Origin of the sequence: Novosphingobium sp. P6W, from assembly GCF_000876675.2 — a bacterium.
Lineage (GTDB): Bacteria > Pseudomonadota > Alphaproteobacteria > Sphingomonadales > Sphingomonadaceae > Novosphingobium.
Genome location: NZ_CP030352.1, coordinates 246,364 through 263,986 on the forward strand (window position 1 = coordinate 246,364; position 17,623 = coordinate 263,986).

The 17,623-nt window shown below is 66.4% G+C and carries 14 protein-coding genes; 10 read left to right on the forward strand and 4 right to left on the reverse strand.

What is annotated here, in order from left to right; translation table 11 throughout:
* Positions 1-58 precede the first annotated feature (58 nt).
* On the forward strand, positions 59-667 hold the full coding sequence (locus TQ38_RS01245) for an HNH endonuclease (protein WP_043973978.1): 609 nt from the start codon (positions 59-61) through the stop codon (positions 665-667).
* Here TQ38_RS01245 and TQ38_RS01250 read toward each other — a convergent pair.
* Complete coding sequence (locus TQ38_RS01250; RefSeq protein ID WP_043973976.1) at positions 640-1,257, reverse strand: flavin reductase family protein; 618 nt, start codon at positions 1,255-1,257, stop codon at positions 640-642. The two genes, TQ38_RS01245 and TQ38_RS01250, sit on opposite strands and share 28 nt — an antisense overlap.
* Positions 1,258-1,338: 81 nt before the next feature.
* The gene (locus TQ38_RS01255) at positions 1,339-2,646 is read right to left on the reverse strand and encodes a dicarboxylate/amino acid:cation symporter (protein WP_113941940.1); all 1,308 of its coding nucleotides are present in this window, start codon (positions 2,644-2,646) and stop codon (positions 1,339-1,341) included.
* A gap of 186 nt (positions 2,647-2,832) precedes the next feature.
* Here TQ38_RS01255 and glmM point away from each other — a divergent pair, with 186 nt between their 5' ends.
* The 3 genes from glmM to thiD are packed head-to-tail and all read left to right on the forward strand — an operon-like array spanning position 2,833 to position 5,193.
* Positions 2,833-4,173, forward strand: coding sequence for a phosphoglucosamine mutase (gene glmM / locus TQ38_RS01260; protein ID WP_043973973.1), 1,341 nt, complete (start codon positions 2,833-2,835; stop codon positions 4,171-4,173).
* Complete coding sequence (locus TQ38_RS01265) at positions 4,173-4,400, forward strand: DUF1272 domain-containing protein (protein ID WP_043973971.1); 228 nt, start codon at positions 4,173-4,175, stop codon at positions 4,398-4,400. The genes glmM and TQ38_RS01265 overlap by 1 nt, the downstream gene beginning before the upstream one ends.
* 43 nt (positions 4,401-4,443) lie before the next feature.
* Positions 4,444-5,193 (forward strand): bifunctional hydroxymethylpyrimidine kinase/phosphomethylpyrimidine kinase, encoded by a 750-nt coding sequence (thiD, locus tag TQ38_RS01270; RefSeq protein ID WP_043973968.1) that lies wholly within the window; start codon positions 4,444-4,446, stop codon positions 5,191-5,193.
* 57 nt (positions 5,194-5,250) lie between these two features.
* On the opposite strand, the gene TQ38_RS01275 is transcribed toward thiD, so the two are convergent.
* Positions 5,251-6,126 (reverse strand): LOG family protein, encoded by an 876-nt coding sequence (locus TQ38_RS01275; RefSeq protein WP_043973965.1) that lies wholly within the window; start codon positions 6,124-6,126, stop codon positions 5,251-5,253.
* Positions 6,127-6,228: 102 nt separating this feature from the next.
* On the opposite strand from TQ38_RS01275, the gene TQ38_RS01280 reads away from it, so the two are divergent.
* Positions 6,229-7,293: an LD-carboxypeptidase gene (locus TQ38_RS01280; protein WP_082057618.1), complete on the forward strand. Its 1,065-nt coding sequence runs from the start codon at positions 6,229-6,231 to the stop codon at positions 7,291-7,293.
* 4 nt (positions 7,294-7,297) lie between these two features.
* On the opposite strand, the gene TQ38_RS01285 is transcribed toward TQ38_RS01280, so the two are convergent.
* Complete coding sequence (locus tag TQ38_RS01285; protein ID WP_082057617.1) at positions 7,298-7,576, reverse strand: hypothetical protein; 279 nt, start codon at positions 7,574-7,576, stop codon at positions 7,298-7,300.
* A 434-nt stretch (positions 7,577-8,010) separates the two neighbouring features.
* Here TQ38_RS01285 and TQ38_RS01290 point away from each other — a divergent pair, with 434 nt between their 5' ends.
* From TQ38_RS01290 to TQ38_RS01310, 5 genes are read left to right on the forward strand one after another with little or no spacing between them, the layout of a single operon-like run.
* The gene (locus TQ38_RS01290; protein ID WP_043973958.1) at positions 8,011-8,361 is read left to right on the forward strand and encodes a hypothetical protein; all 351 of its coding nucleotides are present in this window, start codon (positions 8,011-8,013) and stop codon (positions 8,359-8,361) included.
* Positions 8,361-9,113 (forward strand): cellulose synthase operon protein YhjQ/BcsQ, encoded by a 753-nt coding sequence (locus tag TQ38_RS01295; protein ID WP_043973955.1) that lies wholly within the window; start codon positions 8,361-8,363, stop codon positions 9,111-9,113. The genes TQ38_RS01290 and TQ38_RS01295 overlap by 1 nt, the downstream gene beginning before the upstream one ends.
* Positions 9,110-13,567 (forward strand): UDP-forming cellulose synthase catalytic subunit, encoded by a 4,458-nt coding sequence (gene bcsA, locus TQ38_RS01300; protein WP_043973953.1) that lies wholly within the window; start codon positions 9,110-9,112, stop codon positions 13,565-13,567. Before TQ38_RS01295 ends, bcsA begins: the two co-directional genes overlap by 4 nt.
* Positions 13,564-17,124, forward strand: a complete 3,561-nt coding sequence (locus TQ38_RS01305; protein WP_052505646.1) for a cellulose biosynthesis protein BcsC — start codon at positions 13,564-13,566, stop codon at positions 17,122-17,124. Before bcsA ends, TQ38_RS01305 begins: the two co-directional genes overlap by 4 nt.
* A complete protein-coding gene (locus TQ38_RS01310; RefSeq protein WP_043973952.1) occupies positions 17,125-17,586 on the forward strand; it encodes a hypothetical protein in 462 nt (153 codons plus the stop codon).
* Positions 17,587-17,623 lie beyond the last annotated feature (37 nt).

A 17,623-nucleotide genomic window follows, 5' to 3' on the forward strand; every position in this document is an offset into this window, starting at 1 on the left:
CTGCAAAAGCACTTATGCGTTGCCATCAAACAGCAATGAGAGCCTGCGACAGGAGGCCATGCTCAGGTCGGACCTGATCGAGCGCGCGGCCCGTTTCCGCAGCGCAGAGGGAGATCCCTCTCGTAGTCTTTCCGACTGCCCTGCACTTGTTCTCAACGCAGATTACACCCCGCTTTCCTATTACCCGCTCAGCCTGTGGCCGTGGCAGACCGCGATCAAGGCGGTGGTGCTGGAACGGGTGGACATCATCTCCAGCTACGAACGCGCGGTGCACAGCCCCAGCTGGACGATGCAGATCCCTTCGGTGATCGCGCTGCGCCAGTATGTGAAGCCGAGCGAGTTTCCCGCTTTCACCCGCTTCAACCTGTTCCTGCGCGACCGGTTTTCCTGCCAGTATTGCGGCAGCCCGCATCAACTGACCTTCGATCATGTGCTGCCCCGCCGTCTGGGCGGGCGTACCTCTTGGGAAAACATCCTGACGGCCTGCGCGCCGTGCAACCTCAGGAAGGGCGGGCGCACGCCCAAGCAAGCGAACATGCCGCCTCTGGTCCCGCCGATCCGCCCGACCAGCTGGCAGTTGCAGGAGCGGGGCCGGGGTTTCCCGCCAAACTTCCTCCACGAAACCTGGCGCGACTGGCTCTACTGGGACATCGAGCTGGAAGAATAGCGCGCGCCGGCTTTCTGGAAATCCAGCATTTCCGGCTTGAACAAGGGCTTGCGCGATATACGCTGGCCCGAAAGCACGAATTCGCCGTCACCCATGTAGTGGACATATTCCGGTGTCTCGGGTGCGGTGCGGGCGCGGATGCGGGTCACTTCGAGGATGAACAGGTTATAGCGGTCCACTGCGCGGTCGTCGCGCAGGCGGCATTCAAGGCGGGCATGGCACTGCGGCAGCACGGGCACGTCGACATCGTCCGCCTGCCCGCGTTCAAGGCCGAAGCGGACAAACTTGTCCACCTCCTGGCCCGAACAGTTACCGACCTGCACGACGGTGTCGAGCAAGTCGCTGGTGGGCACGTTCAGCACGCATTGGCCCGAGGCGCGCAGCATCTCGAAGCTGTGATTGGAGCGCGAGACGACGCAGCTTATCAGCGATGGTGAGAATTCCAGGACCTGATGCCAGCCCAGCGTCATGACGTTGTCGTTCCCGGCATGGCGGGTGGTCAGAAGGACAACGGGGCCGGGCTCCAGGAACTGCCGGGCCTGAGATACGGGGACGGGGGAGAACGGTGCGTTCGATGTCGAAGTGACCAAGGCGGGGAACCCTCTCGCTGATGGTTGCCCCTCATCAGCGAATTACAATCGATCCGGTTTCTTTCGCTTGCGGTGACCCGTTCAGTGAATGGTTTCAACCGTTTGAGGGTCTTTTACGCCGGCATCTACCGCGCTCGTCACTGCTACGTCCATGGTCACGTTGCCGACCGTACGCATGAGGTCGGGTAGCACTTCCACCGCCACCAGCACGCCCAGCGGCCAGAGCGGTACACCCATGGCCGCCGCGATCGGGCCGATCGAGGAGACGAAGCTGATCGTGCCCGGCAAGGATACGGCGCCGAACGTGGTGGCGAAGGCCACGAACGTTCCCGCCATCAGCGCCCCGGTGGTCAGTTCCAGTCCGGCCAGCTTGGCGGCGTAGATGGCGACGGCCATGTTCATCGCCGGGCCGGTGGCGCGAAAGAGCGTTACCGCCAGCGGCAGCACGAATTCCGATGTGGTCGATGCGGTGCCCAGCTTGCGGCTGGAGGCGAGCATGGCCGGCAAAGTGGCGATCGACGACTGGGTGGAAATCGCGACGACCTGCGCGGGCAGGATCGCGGCGGCAAAGGCCCCCAGCTTGCGGCGGCCCACCAGCACGGCGATGGCATAGCCCGCGATCATCACCACGGTGCCCACTGCGGTCACCAGCACGATGTAGTGCGCCAGTGCGCCCAGTGCTGCGCCGCCGCTGCGCACGCCCAGCGTCAGGCCCAGCGCGAAGACGCCGATCGGCGCGAGCATCAGCACCCAGCCGATTATCACCATCATCGCGCCTGCCAGCCCTTCGAACAGTATGGCAAGGCTGCGGCGCGGTTCGTCCGCCAAGCGGGTGGAAGCCAGCGCGAAGAGGCCGACGAAGACGATCACCGGCAGCATCGCGCTGGACGCCGCCGCCGAGACGACGTTGTCAGGCAATAGCGAGGACAGGAAATCGGCCAGCCCGGGGACTTTGCCCGGATCGGCGCCGTGGTCGAAGCTGACGCCGGCCGGCACCGGGAACAGGTCCAGCAGCAACGGCATCAGCGCCGCGCCGAGAACCGCGCTGAAGGCCAGGAAGCCGACGATGATCCCCAGCGTCCGGCGCGCCATGGCCCCTGCGCGGGCCGCGGCGACAGTCTCGACGATGCCTGAGAACAGCAGTCCGGCAACCAGCGGCAGGATGGTCATCTGCAGACCCTGCAGCCATAGCGAGCCAACCGGGCCTGCCACCGCCAGCGCTGTCTGCGCGGCAGGCTTGCCCGCGATCAGCAGGCCGATCAGCAGCCCGGCGACCAACCCCGCCAGAGTGAGCATCCCCGGCACCCGGATTTCGGGAATGCGCGAAGGGCCGCCGGGGCCGGAGGTCGAGGCGGGGGCGGCGGCCGGGGGGGAGGAAGATGCGCTCATCGTGCCCACGAATAGGCAGACGCGCGCCCGTTGGCAATTTGCCTGGCTTGGGTTTAGGAAGCCCTTTGCAAAATCCGCATCGGATGTGTTTCTAACCGAAGTTTAAGAACGCGTTCAGTCGGCGGTAACGGCTGTAGTCTATGGCATAGCGGCATTCACAAGCAGGGTTTCCAAGAGGGTCAGGTGATGGGCAAGCAGTTCTTCGGCACCGACGGCATTCGCGGCCGCACCAACCAGGGTGCGATGACCGCCGCCATGGCGATGAAAGTGGGGCAGGCTGCCGGCACCCGGTTCCTGCGCGGCACGCATCGCCACCGCGTGGTCATTGGCAAGGACACCCGCCTGTCTGGCTACATGCTCGAGAACGCGATGGTCGCGGGCTTTACCAGCGTGGGCATGGACGTGGTCCTGCTGGGCCCGATGCCCACCCCCGCCGTTGCCCTGCTGACCCGCGAACTGCGCGCCGACGTGGGCGTGATGATTTCGGCCAGCCACAACCCTTATGAGGACAACGGCATCAAGCTGTTCGGTCCCGACGGGTTCAAACTCTCGGACGAGGACGAACTGGCGATCGAGGCGATGCTGGTCCAAGATCTCGGCCTGGCTGCCTCGCCTGAAATCGGCCGCGCCCGCCGCATCGAGGATGCGCGGGGCCGCTACATCCACGCGGTGAAGGCATCGCTGCCCTCTACCGTGCGGCTGGACGGGCTGAAGATCGCGGTCGATTGCGCCAATGGCGCTGCCTATCAGGTTGCCCCTTCCGCGTTCTGGGAACTTGGCGCAGAGATCGTCGCGGTGGGCGTGAACCCCAACGGCAAGAACATCAACGAGCGCTGCGGCTCCACCCATGTCGAACTGCTGCAGGAAACCGTGGTGTCCTCCGGCGCGGACATCGGCATCGCGCTGGACGGCGACGCCGACCGCCTGATCGTGGTCGACGAAAAGGGCAAGACGGTAGACGGCGACCAGATCATGGCGCTCATCGGCAGCCAGTTCGCGGCGCAGGGTATCCTGCGCGGCGGCGGCGTAGTGGCAACGGTGATGTCCAACCTCGGGCTGGAGCGATACCTGAACGGCCTTGGCCTGAACCTGGAACGTACCGCCGTGGGAGACCGCCATGTGCTGGAGCGCATGCGCAGCGGCGGCTACAACGTCGGCGGCGAACAGTCCGGCCACATGATCCTGCTGGACCATGCGACCACCGGCGACGGCACCGTGGCGGCGCTGCAGGTGATCTCCGCACTTGTCCAGTCGGGCAAGCGGGCCAGTGAGCTGCTCCACTTGTTCGACCCCGTACCGCAGCTCCTGCGCAATGTCCGCTTCTCCGGCGGCAAGCCGCTGGAGGCAGGCAGCGTCAAGGCGGTGATCGCTGATGCCGAGGCATCGCTTGTGGGCCGCGGGCGGCTGGTGATCCGTCCCTCGGGCACTGAGCCGGTCATCCGCGTGATGGCCGAAGGCGACGATGCCGGCGAGGTCGAAGCGGTCGTGGCGTCGATCTGCGACGCAGTGGCGGAGGCAGCGGCATAATGGCTCTGGAAATGCGCCCCGATTGCGAACGCTGCGGCATCGACCTTCCCGCCGAGGCCCCCGGCGCTTTCATCTGCAGCTTCGAATGCACCTTCTGCGCCACCTGCGCCGATGATGTCGACGATATGTGCCCCAATTGCGGGGGCGAACTGGTCGACCGGCCGACGCGGGCACGCAGGCATCAGGATTCGGCCCCGCCTTCGAAAGCACGGCGCTTCAAATCCTGATGCCATCTCGACTCGCCATACCGTAACCGGGTAGAGGGCCGGGATGAATCAGGCTCCTCGCATCCTTTCCATCGCCGGCTCCGACAGTTCGGGCGGCGCCGGTATCCAGGCCGACATCAAGACCGTGACGCTGCTGGGCGGCTACGCGATGACTGCGATCACCGCGATCACCGCGCAGAACACCAAGGGCGTGACGGCGGTGGAAACCCTGTCGGCTGCGATGGTTGCCGCACAGATCGACGCCTGCATCAGCGACATAGGCGTCGATGCGATCAAGATCGGTATGCTGGGCAGCGCCGAGATCGCCCACATGGTTGCCGACCGGCTGGCCGGTGTTGGCGTGCCGGTGATCTTCGATCCGGTGATGGTCTCCACCGCAGGCGCGGTTCTGGCTGACGCGGATACGGTTGCCGCTTTCGAGCGGCTGATGGCGATCGCCTGCCTTACCACCCCCAATGTCGACGAACTGGCGGCGCTGGGCGGCGACGAAACGCTGATGGCCAAGGGCATCGGTTATATCGCCAAGGGCGGCGACGCGCCGGGCGAGACGGTGATCGACCGGCTGGTCCTGCCCGGCCACGAGCCGCAGATATGGACCGCCCCGCGTATCGAAACGCGCCACACCCACGGCACCGGCTGCACCTTGTCGAGCGCGATCGCGACGTTCCTGGGGCAGGGCGCCCCGCTGACCGAAGCGATCGAGGACGCACGCGACTTCGTGCGCGCCGCCTTGCTGGCCGCACCCGGCTTTGGCGAAGGCCACGGCCCGATGGGCCACCACGCCGTCCGCTAACCGCCTCCTTCCGTGGAAACTGGCCCCTCCCCGCAAGCGGAGAGGGGAACAGGCGCCTCAGTCGACGTCGAGTTCGTAGAACTGGCTGATGTGGTCCCAGCCTTCCTCGGCCGTTTCGCACCAGTGGAACAGGTCAAGGTCGCCGGGGTTGATCGTGCCTTCCTCGGCCAAGGCCTCGAAATTGATGACCCGCTCCCAGAATTCGCGGCCATAAAGCAGGATCGGGATCGGCTTCATCTTGCCGGTCTGGATCAGCGTCAGCAGCTCGAAGAACTCGTCGAACGTGCCGAACCCGCCGGGGAACACCGCCACTGCGCGGGCGCGCAGCAGGAAGTGCATCTTGCGCAGCGCGAAGTAGTGGAACTGGAACGATAGGCGCGGCGTGACATAGCGGTTGGGCGCCTGCTCATGCGGTAGCACGATGTTGAGGCCCAGCGATTCCGCCCCCACGTCGGCAGCGCCGCGATTGGCCGCTTCCATGATCGACGGACCGCCGCCCGAGCAGACCACGAACTGGCGCATGCCCTTCTCGACGATCGCGCGGCTGCTGGCGAGGCGGGCGAGTTTGCGTGCCTCGTCGTAGTATTTCGCCTTGTCGGCGAGGTTTCCTGCGACCTTCTTCTGATAATCGGTGGCGGCCGTCTGAATCAGCGCCTCGGCCTTTTCGGGCGAGGGGATGCGGGCGGAGCCGTACATTACCAGGGTCGAGCCGATATTGGCCTCCTCCAGCAACATTTCGGGCTTGAGGAGTTCAAGCTGGAAACGGACCGGGCGCAGTTCGTCGCGCAGCAGGAAATCGGTATCGCGGAAGGCCAACTGGTAGGCGGGGTGCCCGGTCTGGATCGTATCGGGCTGCTGTTCGGCGAAACCCGCCTCCTGCTCGGCCTTGTAGAAACGGCGCTGGGTGAGGTCTTTGTCTTCTTCTTCGGTCATTGGAACTCCATGGCCCGGCCCCTTGGTGTTGCCGGGCAGAGATAGGGACGCACCCGGCTGCATGGTCTTGCAGGGGGGCGAACAGGCTGTAGGCTTGCGGTGATGACTATCGGGCAAACCCTAACGCGCAGGCGCGCGCTTGTGAATCTTGGCGCCGGACTTTGCGCGCTGCCTGCCCTGGGGGCTTTCGCACGCACGGCACCGACGCCGGTCTCAGGGAATATGGTTCGCCCGCCGCGACTGCGCAATGGCGACGTGCTCGGGCTGGTGGCGCCGGCGGGTTTCATCGCCGACCGTTTCGGGCTGGACGAGATCGCGGCGACCGTGCGGGCGATGGGACTGGAGCCGCGCTTCGCCCCGCATCTCACTGCGCGGGAGGGCTATCTGGCCGGCTCGGACGAGGTGCGCGCGCGCGATCTCATGGCGATGTTCGCGGACGATACGGTACGCGGGCTGATGGCCGTGCGCGGCGGCTGGGGTTCAGCGCGGCTGCTGCCCCACCTCGATTTCGCGAGCATTGCCCGCAAGCCCAAGCTGTTCGCCGGTTTCAGCGACAATACCGCGCTTTGCCTGGCGCTGGCGAGGGCGGGGGTGGTTTCGATCCACGGCCCCAATGCCGCCGCCTCATGGCCGCCTTCGGCATGGAATTCGTTTCGGCAAGTCGCTTTCGAAGGCGCCATGCCGACCTATTCCGTCGCGGCCTATGCCGGGCCGAACCTGGGCGGACGGGTCTCTCCGATCAAGACCTTCCATGGCGGCAAGGCGCGGGGACGGCTGCTCGGCGGCAACCTTGCGGTGTTCACCGCGCTGGTGGGAACGCCGTGGCTGCCGGATTTCGACGGCGCCATCCTGTTCCTGGAGGAAACCAACGAGTCCGAATACCGTGTCGACCGGATGCTCACGCAATTGGCGCTGGCGGGCATTCTGGGCAAGGTCGCGGGCGTGGTGTTCGGCCAGTGCACTCACTGCGAAAACCCCGACGGCGGCTTTTCCAACTTCACCGTCTACGAAGTGCTCGACCGGCGATTCGCCGCGCTTGGCGTGCCGGCTTTCCAGGGCGCGATGATCGGGCATGTGGCGGGGCAGATCAGCATCCCGGTCGGCGCCATGGCCGAGATCGATGCGGATGCCGGTACGATCCGGCTGCTGGAACCGGCGGTGATCTGAGCCTTCAGGCCGCCGCAGAAGCCTCCCTGCCGCCGCTCAGGCCGTAGCGGGCGACAAGATCGTCGAAGCGATCGGCAGACAGCGGCTCGATGAATTCCAGGCCCGCGCCGTGGGCATTGGCCCAGGCGACGAAGGCCAGCGAAGGACGGCAGCCGGGGAGCGAAATGGTCACCATTTCGTCGATGTCCAGCGCGCCTACCCCCTCCACGCGGGCGCCGAAGGGGGTGAGGTCCTTGAGCATGACCGTGCTGCTGGCGATGTCACGGCGAAAGCGGGCCATCATCTCCACATCCTCGCGCGGGAAAAGGCGTCCGCATGGCTTGTCGGTCGATGACTGAGGGGCGGTGCAGAGGGCGGCTTGCAAGATGGCCGGGCGGGGGGATGGTCCATTCATCCAGCAAATCCTTCGACGGAATTAACCAGTTCCATTGAGCGCGCAGGATAACCGGCAAATCCTTGCCGGACCTGCCAGAATCACCCTTCGTATTTCTACCGATTCGCGAGCCAGGCGGCGGGGTTTCGCGGTTACGGGACATGGTAAATATGCAAAGGATTGCAAAATGGCCTGTGGCGGTAAGGCATCGCTATGGCTCTGAATCCGCAAAAACGGCAGAAATCCGGGGCTCATAAGGGGGGTGAAGCGACGAGCCGTTCCTGCCAACAACGCTTTCTTAACCATTGTTTGTGCAGAAAATACGTGTTGATACAGGGGTTCCTATGCGCATCGATGCCAGACATCTGCTCGACCGACTGGGCAAGAACGATTTTGCCTACAAGGAATTCGAGGACCGATTCACCGAGCTCGAGCTTTGGCCGATTCTCGAAGCCCTGCTGCGCGACCCGCGCCTGCAGGCGATCGACCAGGTCGAGACCGCTGCGCCGGAACCCGTCGTCAGTGAAACGGTCGAAACGCACGCGCCCGAACCGCTGAGCGCCTTGTTCAGCCGTTACGGCCGCGGACCGGCTGCGCCCACCGACGTTGCTGCCGAGCGGCGCGGTGCACAGGCACAGGACGTTCGCGCAATGCTGCGTCACTTGTCCGATCTCGGCTCGCGGGGAGAAATCTGATGGCCGTCATCGTCTGCCATGGCCTCAAGGGCGGGGCCGGTATCACTTTCGTCGCCGCGCATCTGGCCATGACGCTCTCCGAAGCCGGAGCCGAGGTCACCGTCCTCTCCGTTGCCCAGCGCGATACCCTGCCGCTTCACTTCGGATTGCAGCCGGCATTGACGCTGCCGTCGCTGTTCGCGCCGGCCGAGGATGCCGTGCTGGCCAGCGGGATCAATCTGCGCAGCCATACCAGGGCAACCGATGACGCCGACTTCGTGCCAACGCTGCACGATCTTGGCTACCTTGAAGCCGGTCCCGACCGGGTCATGGTGATCGACGTGCCGGCCAGCGAATTCGCTTTTGCCCGCCGCATCATCCCCCATTCCAGCGCGAACCTGTGTGTTCTCAACGCCGCGCCCGACACGCTGGCCCTGCTTCCCCAGGTGCTGGGCGATGCCAGCGCCGAGACGATCGCGCGTACGACTTTCGCGATCAACGCGCTGGACGAGACGCGCCGCCTTTCGCGCCACAGCGCCGCCTTCATCCGCGAACTGGTCGGCCCGCGCCTGATCGGGCGCATCCGTCTGGACGAGGCCGTGCCCGAGGCGATCGCCATGCTCCAGCCGCTTGCCCGCTATGCGCCTTCCAGCGCTGCGTTGGCCGATGTGCGCGCCATTGGTGCCGCTATGGTCCCCGCGCTTGAAACGCCGGGCCGTCCCTGGGTGGCCCGCGGCGATCTTGCCGCTCCTTCGTCGAGCCGCGCCGCATGATCGCACGGCTCACTTCGAACCGGGCGTTTCGCTACCTTGCCATCGTGCCGATCGTGCTGATCGCCGCACTGGTGATCGGCGTGCCGCTTGACGGGGCCTCGCAGTGGGCCTGTGCGGGCGTGACCATGTTCGGGGCGCTGATCCTGAAGCGCTGGAAGGGCCGCAAGGGCGCCCTCGCGCTTGGCCTGCTGGCGATCATGGTGTCGACCCGCTACATCTTCTGGCGCACCACCCAGACGCTGGCCTTCAACACCTTCCCCGAATTCATGTTCGGCGGCATGCTGTACCTGGCCGAGCTGTACGCGTGGGTCATCCTGCTGCTGGGCTTCCTGCAGACCAGCTGGCCGCTCGACCGCCCGGTCATCGAGCCCGAGGGCGAGCCCGACACCTGGCCCACCGTCGACATCTACATCCCGACCTACAACGAGAGCCTCGAGATCGTGCGTAACACGGTCTTCGCCGCGCAGGACCTCGACTACCCGATCGACCGCTACCGCGTATTCATCCTCGACGACGGCAAGCGTGCCGAATTCCGCGCCTTCGCCAAGGAAGCGGGCTGCGGCTACATCACCCGCGACAACAACCTGCACGCCAAGGCGGGCAACCTCAACGCGGCGATGAAGAAGACCGACGGCGAACTGATCGCGATCTTCGACTGCGACCACGTACCGACGCGCGCCTTCCTCCAGCTGGTTGTCGGCTGGTTCCAGAAGGACCCGCGCCTGGCGCTGATCCAGACCCCGCACCACATGTATTCGCCCGATCCGGTGCAGCGCAACCTGGCCTCGACCATGGGCGACATGCCGGGCGAGGGCGACCTGTTCTACGGCGCCGTGCAGGGCGGCAACGACCTGTGGAATGCCACCTTCTTCTGCGGTTCGTGCGCGATCATCCGCCGCGAAGCGCTGATGGAGACCAACGGCTTCGCGGGCGAGACCGTGACCGAGGACGCGCACACCGCCTTGAAGCTGCAGCGCACCGGCTGGAACACCGCCTACATCAGCGCGCGCCTTTCCGCTGGCCTTGCGACCGAGCGCCTTGTCCTCCACGTCGGCCAGCGCATCCGCTGGGCGCGCGGCATGACGCAGATCCTGCGCATCGACAATCCGCTGATGGGCCGCGGCCTGACCTGGCAGCAGCGCCTCTGCTACCTCAACGCGATGCTGCACTTCCAGTATCCGCTGCCGCGCATCGTGTTCCTGACCAGCCCGCTGGCCTACCTCATCTTCGGGCAGAACATCGTCCAAGCCTCGGCCTCGCTGATCTTCGCCTATGCGATGCCGCACCTGTTCTGCTCGTCGGTCGCCAACGAGCGCACGCAGGGCGGAGAGCGCCGCCCGTACTGGGGCGAAGTCTACGAAACGATCCTGGCCTTCCACCTGGTCAAGCCCACGGTCATGACCTGGTTCCAGCCGCGCAAGGGCAAGTTCAACGTCACCGACAAGGGCTCGCTGCTCGACAAGACCTATTTCGACTGGGAAGTGGTCAAGCCGCACCTGATCTGCATCGGCCTCGTCGTTGGCGGAATCGCCATGGCGGTCGTGAAATGGGCGTTCTTCCCTTACCTGTTCAACATCCAGACCGATACGCTGGTGCTGAACGTCGCCTGGGCCACTTTCAGCCTCATCATCCTGCTGGCCGCCGTCTCGGTCGCCCGCGAGACGCGCCAGGCTCGCGTGGATATCCGCATCCCGGTAGACCTGCCGGTCACCGCCTATCTCAATTCGGGCCATGCCGTGCCCGCCCGCACCATCGACATCTCGATGGGCGGCGCGGCGCTGGCTCTCCCCGCCGAATTGCCGACCAAGGACCGGACCGTGCGCCACATCACGCTGGCCATGGGTGACGAAGTGCTGTCTATCCCGGTGGAGACGATGCGCATAAATGCGGAAAACGCCTATGTGCGCTTCGAAAAGCTCGACATTCTTGCCGGGCGCCACCTCGTGCGGGCCGTGATGGGCCGTGCCGATGCGTGGCAGCCGGCCGCGCCCTACAAGCAGGTTTCCAGCCTGCGCTCGCTTGCAGACATTATCCGGGTGGACATGGTCACTTTGAAGCGCATTCTCGGGCTCAATTTTGCTGAACGCCGCGCCTCGCGCAGCTTCGACCTTGCAAGGAAGAAGGCCGCCGCCGACGAAGCCAGGCAGGCCAAGGCCGGCGACAAGACGGCCGACAAGGCTGGCGGCAAGTCGTGGGTGCCCTTTGCCAAGGCAGCGGCGATTATCGGCGCAGTGGTGATCGGTGCGGCAGGACTGTTCCTTGGCACCACCGAAGTCCATGCCCAGCCAGCCCGCGCCGCTGTTGCAGCGCCCGCCGCCGCCGCTCCTTCGGGCAACCTGGCCGAGCGCCTGACCCTCAAGGACCTGCGCCTCACCCGCCCGATCCGGCTTCAGGGCACGCGCGGCGAGATCGGCATTCCCTTCGGCATGCGCCAGGACCGCGTCGTCACCGGCGCCGTGCTGCGCCTGCAACTGGCATGGTCGCCCGCGATGCTCGACGATCTGAGCCAGATGGTGGTGATCGTGAACGGCGAGGTCGTGCAGACCATCCCACTGACCCGCGCCAATTCGGCCGGCCAGGTGATCGATGTACCGGTAAACCCGGCGCTGTTCCTGCCCGGCGACAATCAGCTTAACCTGCGCCTGATCGGCCACTACGCCCGCGACTGCGAGGACCCGTTCCATTCCTCGCTGTGGGCGAATGTCAGCAACGTGCGTTCGTGGTTCGATTTCAATTATCAGCCGCTCCCTTACGGACCCGACCTGTCGCGCCTGCCGCTGCCCTTCTTCGACAAGGGACAGAACGTGCCGCTGCGCATGCCCTTTGTCTTTGCCGGTCAACCGCGCAGCGGTGAACTGCAGGCCGCTGCCGCCACCGCCAGCTGGCTGGGCGCTCAGGCGAGCTACCGCGGCTTCTCGTTCAAGCCGGTGGTCGGATCGATCCCGCGCGGCAACGCGGTGGTCTTCCTCAAGGGCGGCCAGTCGATCCCCGGGCTCGACATTCCGGGACCTTCGGGTGCCTCGGCCGCTGCGGTGCGCAACCCCAATGATCCCAACGGCACGCTGCTGGTCATCATGGGCCGCAACGACGACGAACTGCGCACCGCTGCCGCCGCCATCGCCCTGGGGCGCGGTGTCTTCGGCGGGCAGCGCATGTCCTTCGACGGCGTGCGTATCCCCGCCTGGCCGCGCTACGGTGCGCTGCGCTGGCTCTCCACCGAAAAGCCGGTCCAGCTCGGCTCGATCATGGAGCCCTATGCGCTGCAGGGCATGGGCATCCCGCCGGGCCCGCTTTCGGCGCGCTTCCGCGTATCGCCCGACTTGTTCTTCTGGCCGCGCGAAGGCGGCAAGTTGAACCTCACCTACCGTTACCCGATCGCGAAGTGGCTCGATCGCCGCGCCTCGCGCCTCGACGTCTCGATCAATGGCCAGTACCTCAAGACCCTGCCGCTTGGTGCTCGTTGGTGGAGCGAACTGTTCGGCGCCTCGGGGGCCAAGAGCTTCGATTCCGACGCCTCGGTGGTCCTCCCTCGTTACAACCTGTTCGGCCAGAACGAGTTGACGATGGATTACAACCTGATCATCGCCGACAAGAAGAAGTGCACAGGCACCCTGCCTGACAACGTGCGCGTCTCGATTGATCCGACCAGCACGATCGACCTCACCAGCGCCTATCACGCGATCATGATGCCGGATCTTGCGACGTTCGCGGGCGCCGGTTTCCCCTTCACCGCCAGCCCGGACCTTGCCCAGACCACCGTGGTCGTCGCGCAGAACCCGTCGATGGCTTCGGTGGAGGCGTTCCTGACGCTGATGGGCCGCTTCGGCGACTCGACGGGCGTGCCGGTGACGGCCGTGACGGTCACCTCGACGATCGATCCCGACCAGCTTTCGTCGCAGGATGTCCTCGTCGTCGGCGGCACTGGCCTTGCTGGAGCGGACATGTTCGCAGGCGCCCCGGTGCGCTGGGAAAACGGCCGCCTGCGCGTGGCCGAGCGGTCCTCGCTCCAGTACGTGACCTCGCTGTTCGGCGGTTCGCAGGAGAACGACCCGATGGTCGCCGCCCCGCTCGTCTACGACGCGCGCGGTTTCTCGGGCATCGTCAGCTTCCGTTCGCCCTATGCCTCCGATCGCACCGTGGTTGCGCTGCTGGCCGACGATGGCGGCGCGCTGCCCGCGCTCGTCGACGGCCTGACCGACGCCAAGATCAACGCATCGATCCAGGGCGACCTTGCCGTCACCAGCGGCGACGGCATGACCAGCTTCGCGATCAGCGAGCGGTACTGGGTCGGCTCGCTGCCGATCTGGATGAAACTTGCGTACTGGACCAGCCAGCACCCGATGCTGCTGGGCCTGTTCACGCTGGTGCTGGCAGTGATCCTTGCCGGCCCCGCCTACCTCTATTTCCGCCGACAGGCCCACAAGCGCCTCGGCCGCCAGGACGACCACGCATGACCGATCCCATGACGTCGAAGCGCTCTTCCAGCCCCGTCACGAGGCTGGGTCTGGGGCTGCTGATGTCGACTGCCGTTGCCGGATTGGCGCCGGTGGCCATGCCGGCGGCACAGGCGCAGAGCGCCGGTGTCGACGCGCTGGTCAAGCAGGCCCAGTACTGGCGTTCGAAGGGGCGTGAGGACCTGGCCCAGCAGGCGCTGCGCCGCGCCCGTGCGCTGGATCCGAATAGCCCCGCGCTTAAGGGTGCGGCGGCTGCGCCTGCGGCCAAGCCTGCACCGGCCCCCAGGCCGGCGGCGCCCAAGGCAGCTGCGGCAAAGCCCAAGGCCGCGCCTGCTCCTGCCCCGGCGAAAGTCGCCGCCGCCACGCCGCGCCCTGCCGCGCCCAGGCCGGCCGCTGCGGCGCCTGCTCCCGTTTCCGCCGCAGACCGCGCGGGCCGTGCCCGCATGTCGGGCTTCGATGCGCTGGACGATGGCAATCTGGCTTCGGCCGCCTCGCAGTTCCAGCGCGCGCTTGGCGTCAATCGCCGCGATCCTGATGCGCTGGGCGGTCTTGGCCTGGTGCGCCTGCGCGAAGGCAGTTTCGCCGAAGCCGCCAGCCTGCTTCAGCAGGCCTCGCAGGCCGGCAAGGCCAGCCAGTGGGCCGAAGGACTTGCCTCGGCACGCTTCTTCGCCGGGGTTGAGGAAACGCGCGCGCTGGTCAGCCAGAACCGTCTTGCCGATGCCCAGGCGAAAGCCGAAGGGCTCGTGCGGTCAGGCTACAAGGAACCCGGCCCCGCGCTGGAAATCCTCGCCGACGTCTACGAGAAGCAAGGCCGCTATGCCGATGCGGCCGACCTCTACCGTCAGGCCAGCAACGGTGGCAGCGCCGCGGACGACAAGCGCCTGCAATTGCGCGCCGCGCGCGGCCGTGCACTGGCGGCAGCCGAAAGCGGCGACGATCTGGGCGCCACGCGTGAGTTCCAGAACGGCCTCGTGCTCGACCCGACCGACCCGTGGATCCGCTACGAATTCGCGGAATTCCAGATCAAGCGCGGGCGCCTGCCGGAAGCGGAATCGTTGCTGCGCTCGCTCGCAGCGAACGGCCAGCCGGATTCGCTCTATGCCGCAGCGCTGCTCAGCAACGACATGGGCCGCGCGGCCGATGCCGACCGCCTGATCTCGATGATCCCTGAGGCCCAGCGCACGGCGCCGATGCGCAGCCTGGCGATCAGCGTGAAGACCGATTCGGCGATCGCCCGCGCCCGCTCCATGGCCGCGACGGGCCAGCAGGGGCAGGCGGTTTCCGCGCTGCGCCAGCTGGGCGCGATGGCCTCGGTGCCGGCTGGCAAGCAGGCATCGGTTGCCAACGCCCTGTTCGACCTTGGCGATACCCAGGGCGCCGCGCAGGTTGCAGAGACGGCGATGAACGGCCGGATCGACAATATCGCCGACTACGAAGGCCTGATCGGCGTGCTTGCACGCTCGGGCCGTGATGACCTTGCCCAGCTGGCGCTCCAGCGCGCCGGGCAGCTGGCGGGCACTTCACCCGATGGCCAGCGCGCCTACGCCCGCATCAGCGCCGGGCTGATGGTCAGCCAGGCCGATGCCGCCCGCACCGGGGGCCGCTATGCCGAGAGCTTCGACATCCTTCAGCAGGCCTATTCGGCCGCGCCGGACAATACCGAGATCCTCTCCGGCCTTGCGCGTCTTTACCAGACCGGCGGCATGCCCGCGAAGGCGGCGCAAAGCTATCAGCTCGTCCTTGCCCGCAAGCCGGGCGACAAGGACGCGCTGCTGGGGCTGGCCGCCACCGCGCAGGCGGCTGGCGACGGCGACTTGTCCAAGCAGGCGCAGCGTCAGGTTCTGCAGTCCTACGGGCAGGATTACCGCGTTCGCATGGCGCTTGCCGATGTCGAGCGTTCGCGCGGAAACGAGCGTGCGGCGGTGAGCTTCCTAAAGGAAGCGCGTGAACTCTATGCCCGTCAGGGCGGCGCGGGAACGGCGATGGGCGGTAACCCCTTCGCCAACGCCAGCGTGGCCGGCCCGGGCAGCGCCAACCCGTTCCGAGGCCAGCCGCAGGCTGCCGCGCCGCAGGTGAACCCCTTCGCACTGGGCGGCGGCACCCGCCTGCCGACCGCCTATCCACAGGCTTCGGCGGACGCTTCCGGCTACGGTTACGGCGCGCCTCAGGGCAACTTCGCCGGTGGGCAGGGCAGCTTCGCCGCTGCGGCACCTGCACCCCAGAGCGGTTTTGGCGGCTATGCCGGCCAGCAGACGTCCTTCGCCGCGCCCGACCGCTATTCCTCTCCGACAACCGCCGCCGCGCCTGCTCAGGCGTGGGGTGCGTCAGCATCACCGATGCCCGGCGCCTCGGCCGGTTTCGGCGGCCCGCAGGTTCCCGTCGCTTATGCCGGGGACCCGGTGATGACTCAGATCCAGTCCCAGATCGACCAACTGGCGCAGGACAGCGGCCCGCGCGTCGACGTACAGACCGCCTACCGCGCCCGCTCGGGCGAGACCGGCCTGTCGCAGCTCGACGAGATCAAGGGTTCGGCCAAAGTCTCGACCGGCGCGCTGCGCGGCCGCGTCTTCGTCAAGGCGGAAGCCACCGTGGTGGACGCCGGCAAGCCCGGCGGCTCGGGCCTTGCCCGCTTTGGGCGCAACGGCACGCCCGAAGCACAGGGCATCGCTGCGGCGGAACCCTCGGCGCTGGTCAATGCAGACAGCCAACAGGCCTCGGGCGTCGCCTTCTCGGCGGGGTACGAGAGCGATTCCGTCCAGTTGGAGGCCGGCACCACGCCGGTCGGCATGGGCAAGACCAAATTCGCAGGGCGCCTTGCCGTCTCGCCCGAACTCCGCCCCGGCCTGCGCGCCACCGCCTTTGCGGAGCGCAAGCCGGTCACCGATTCGGTCGTCTCCTATGCCGGCACGCGCGATCCCGTCACCGGCGAGCGCTGGGGCCAGGTCATGCGCGACGGTGCAGGCGCGGGCATGTCCTATGACGAGAACGGCAGCGGCGTGTACGGCGAAGGCCGCTATTACCGGTTCCGCGGCACCAACGTGGCCAAGAACGACGGCTTCGAGGCCAATGTCGGCGGCTACCTGCGCGCCTACAAGGGCCAGCGCTCGGCAGTTACCGTGGGCCTGAACGTGAACTACCAGGGCTACGACAAGAGCCAGAACTATTTCACCTTCGGCAACGGCGGCTACTTCAGCCCCAAAAGCTTCATCTCGGTGGGCTTCCCGGTGAACTACACGATGCAGGACGAGCGCTGGGACGCATCCGCCTCGTTCACGCCGGGCTTCCAGAGCTACAAGGAAAACGAGAGCCCGCTCTATCCGACGGACCTCATCGCCCAAGCCGAACTGGACAATCTCAAGGCGCTCAACGACGACGTCCGTTCGAATTACGACAGCCTGAGCAAGACCGGCTTCGCGCTGTCGGCGCAGGGCTCTCTCTATTACAAAATCACGCCCGGCACGCGCATCGGCGGCGATATGAGCTACAATACATTCGGCAGTTACGACGAATTCCGCAGCATGCTCGGCGTGCGGCAGAGCTTCGGGAGCAACAAGTAAATGAAGATGCAGGCCTTTCCCCAATCGCGACAAGGTGCCGACGAAACCGCAATCGGCGGTCTTGCGCTGATGGCCATGTCGATGGCGGCCGAAATCTGCGAGGGCGTGCCCGAAGCGCAGGCCCGCGGGTTCTTCCTGGCGATCGGCCGGCGCATGGCCGACCTGGAGCCGCTGGAAGGCGTCAACGACGCCTCGGTCCTGTGCGCGCGGATCAATACGTTCTGGCGGGCGCTCGACTGGGGTGAGATCGAACTGGCGGTCGGCAAGGATGCGATCGTCGTGCGTCACCACGACCTGCCGAGCAAGATCGCGCCGGACCCGCAGGGGCACTGGGCGGCGATGCTGCTGGGCGTGCTGGAAGGCGCCTATGATAACTGGTTCCGGGTGCTGGGCAGCGGCCCGGCGCTGCGCACCGTCGCCGAGTGGAAGGGGGACACGCTCGAGCTTCGCCATGGTCGCTGAAAACAAAATGCATGTGCCCAGCGCATCCTTGCCCGTC

Coding starts and splice junctions, on each gene's coding strand:
- TQ38_RS01245 (WP_043973978.1), top strand. CDS start 59: ATGCTCAGGTCGGACCTGATCGAGCGCGCGGCCCGTTTCCGCAGCGCA.
- TQ38_RS01255 (WP_113941940.1), bottom strand. CDS start 2,646: ATGAGCGCATCTTCCTCCCCCCCGGCCGCCGCCCCCGCCTCGACCTCC.
- glmM (WP_043973973.1), top strand. CDS start 2,833: ATGGGCAAGCAGTTCTTCGGCACCGACGGCATTCGCGGCCGCACCAAC.
- TQ38_RS01265 (WP_043973971.1), top strand. CDS start 4,173: ATGGCTCTGGAAATGCGCCCCGATTGCGAACGCTGCGGCATCGACCTT.
- thiD (WP_043973968.1), top strand. CDS start 4,444: ATGAATCAGGCTCCTCGCATCCTTTCCATCGCCGGCTCCGACAGTTCG.
- TQ38_RS01275 (WP_043973965.1), bottom strand. CDS start 6,126: ATGACCGAAGAAGAAGACAAAGACCTCACCCAGCGCCGTTTCTACAAG.
- TQ38_RS01280 (WP_082057618.1), top strand. CDS start 6,229: ATGACTATCGGGCAAACCCTAACGCGCAGGCGCGCGCTTGTGAATCTT.
- TQ38_RS01285 (WP_082057617.1), bottom strand. CDS start 7,576: ATGATGGCCCGCTTTCGCCGTGACATCGCCAGCAGCACGGTCATGCTC.
- TQ38_RS01290 (WP_043973958.1), top strand. CDS start 8,011: ATGCGCATCGATGCCAGACATCTGCTCGACCGACTGGGCAAGAACGAT.
- TQ38_RS01295 (WP_043973955.1), top strand. CDS start 8,361: ATGGCCGTCATCGTCTGCCATGGCCTCAAGGGCGGGGCCGGTATCACT.
- bcsA (WP_043973953.1), top strand. CDS start 9,110: ATGATCGCACGGCTCACTTCGAACCGGGCGTTTCGCTACCTTGCCATC.
- TQ38_RS01305 (WP_052505646.1), top strand. CDS start 13,564: ATGACCGATCCCATGACGTCGAAGCGCTCTTCCAGCCCCGTCACGAGG.
- TQ38_RS01310 (WP_043973952.1), top strand. CDS start 17,125: ATGAAGATGCAGGCCTTTCCCCAATCGCGACAAGGTGCCGACGAAACC.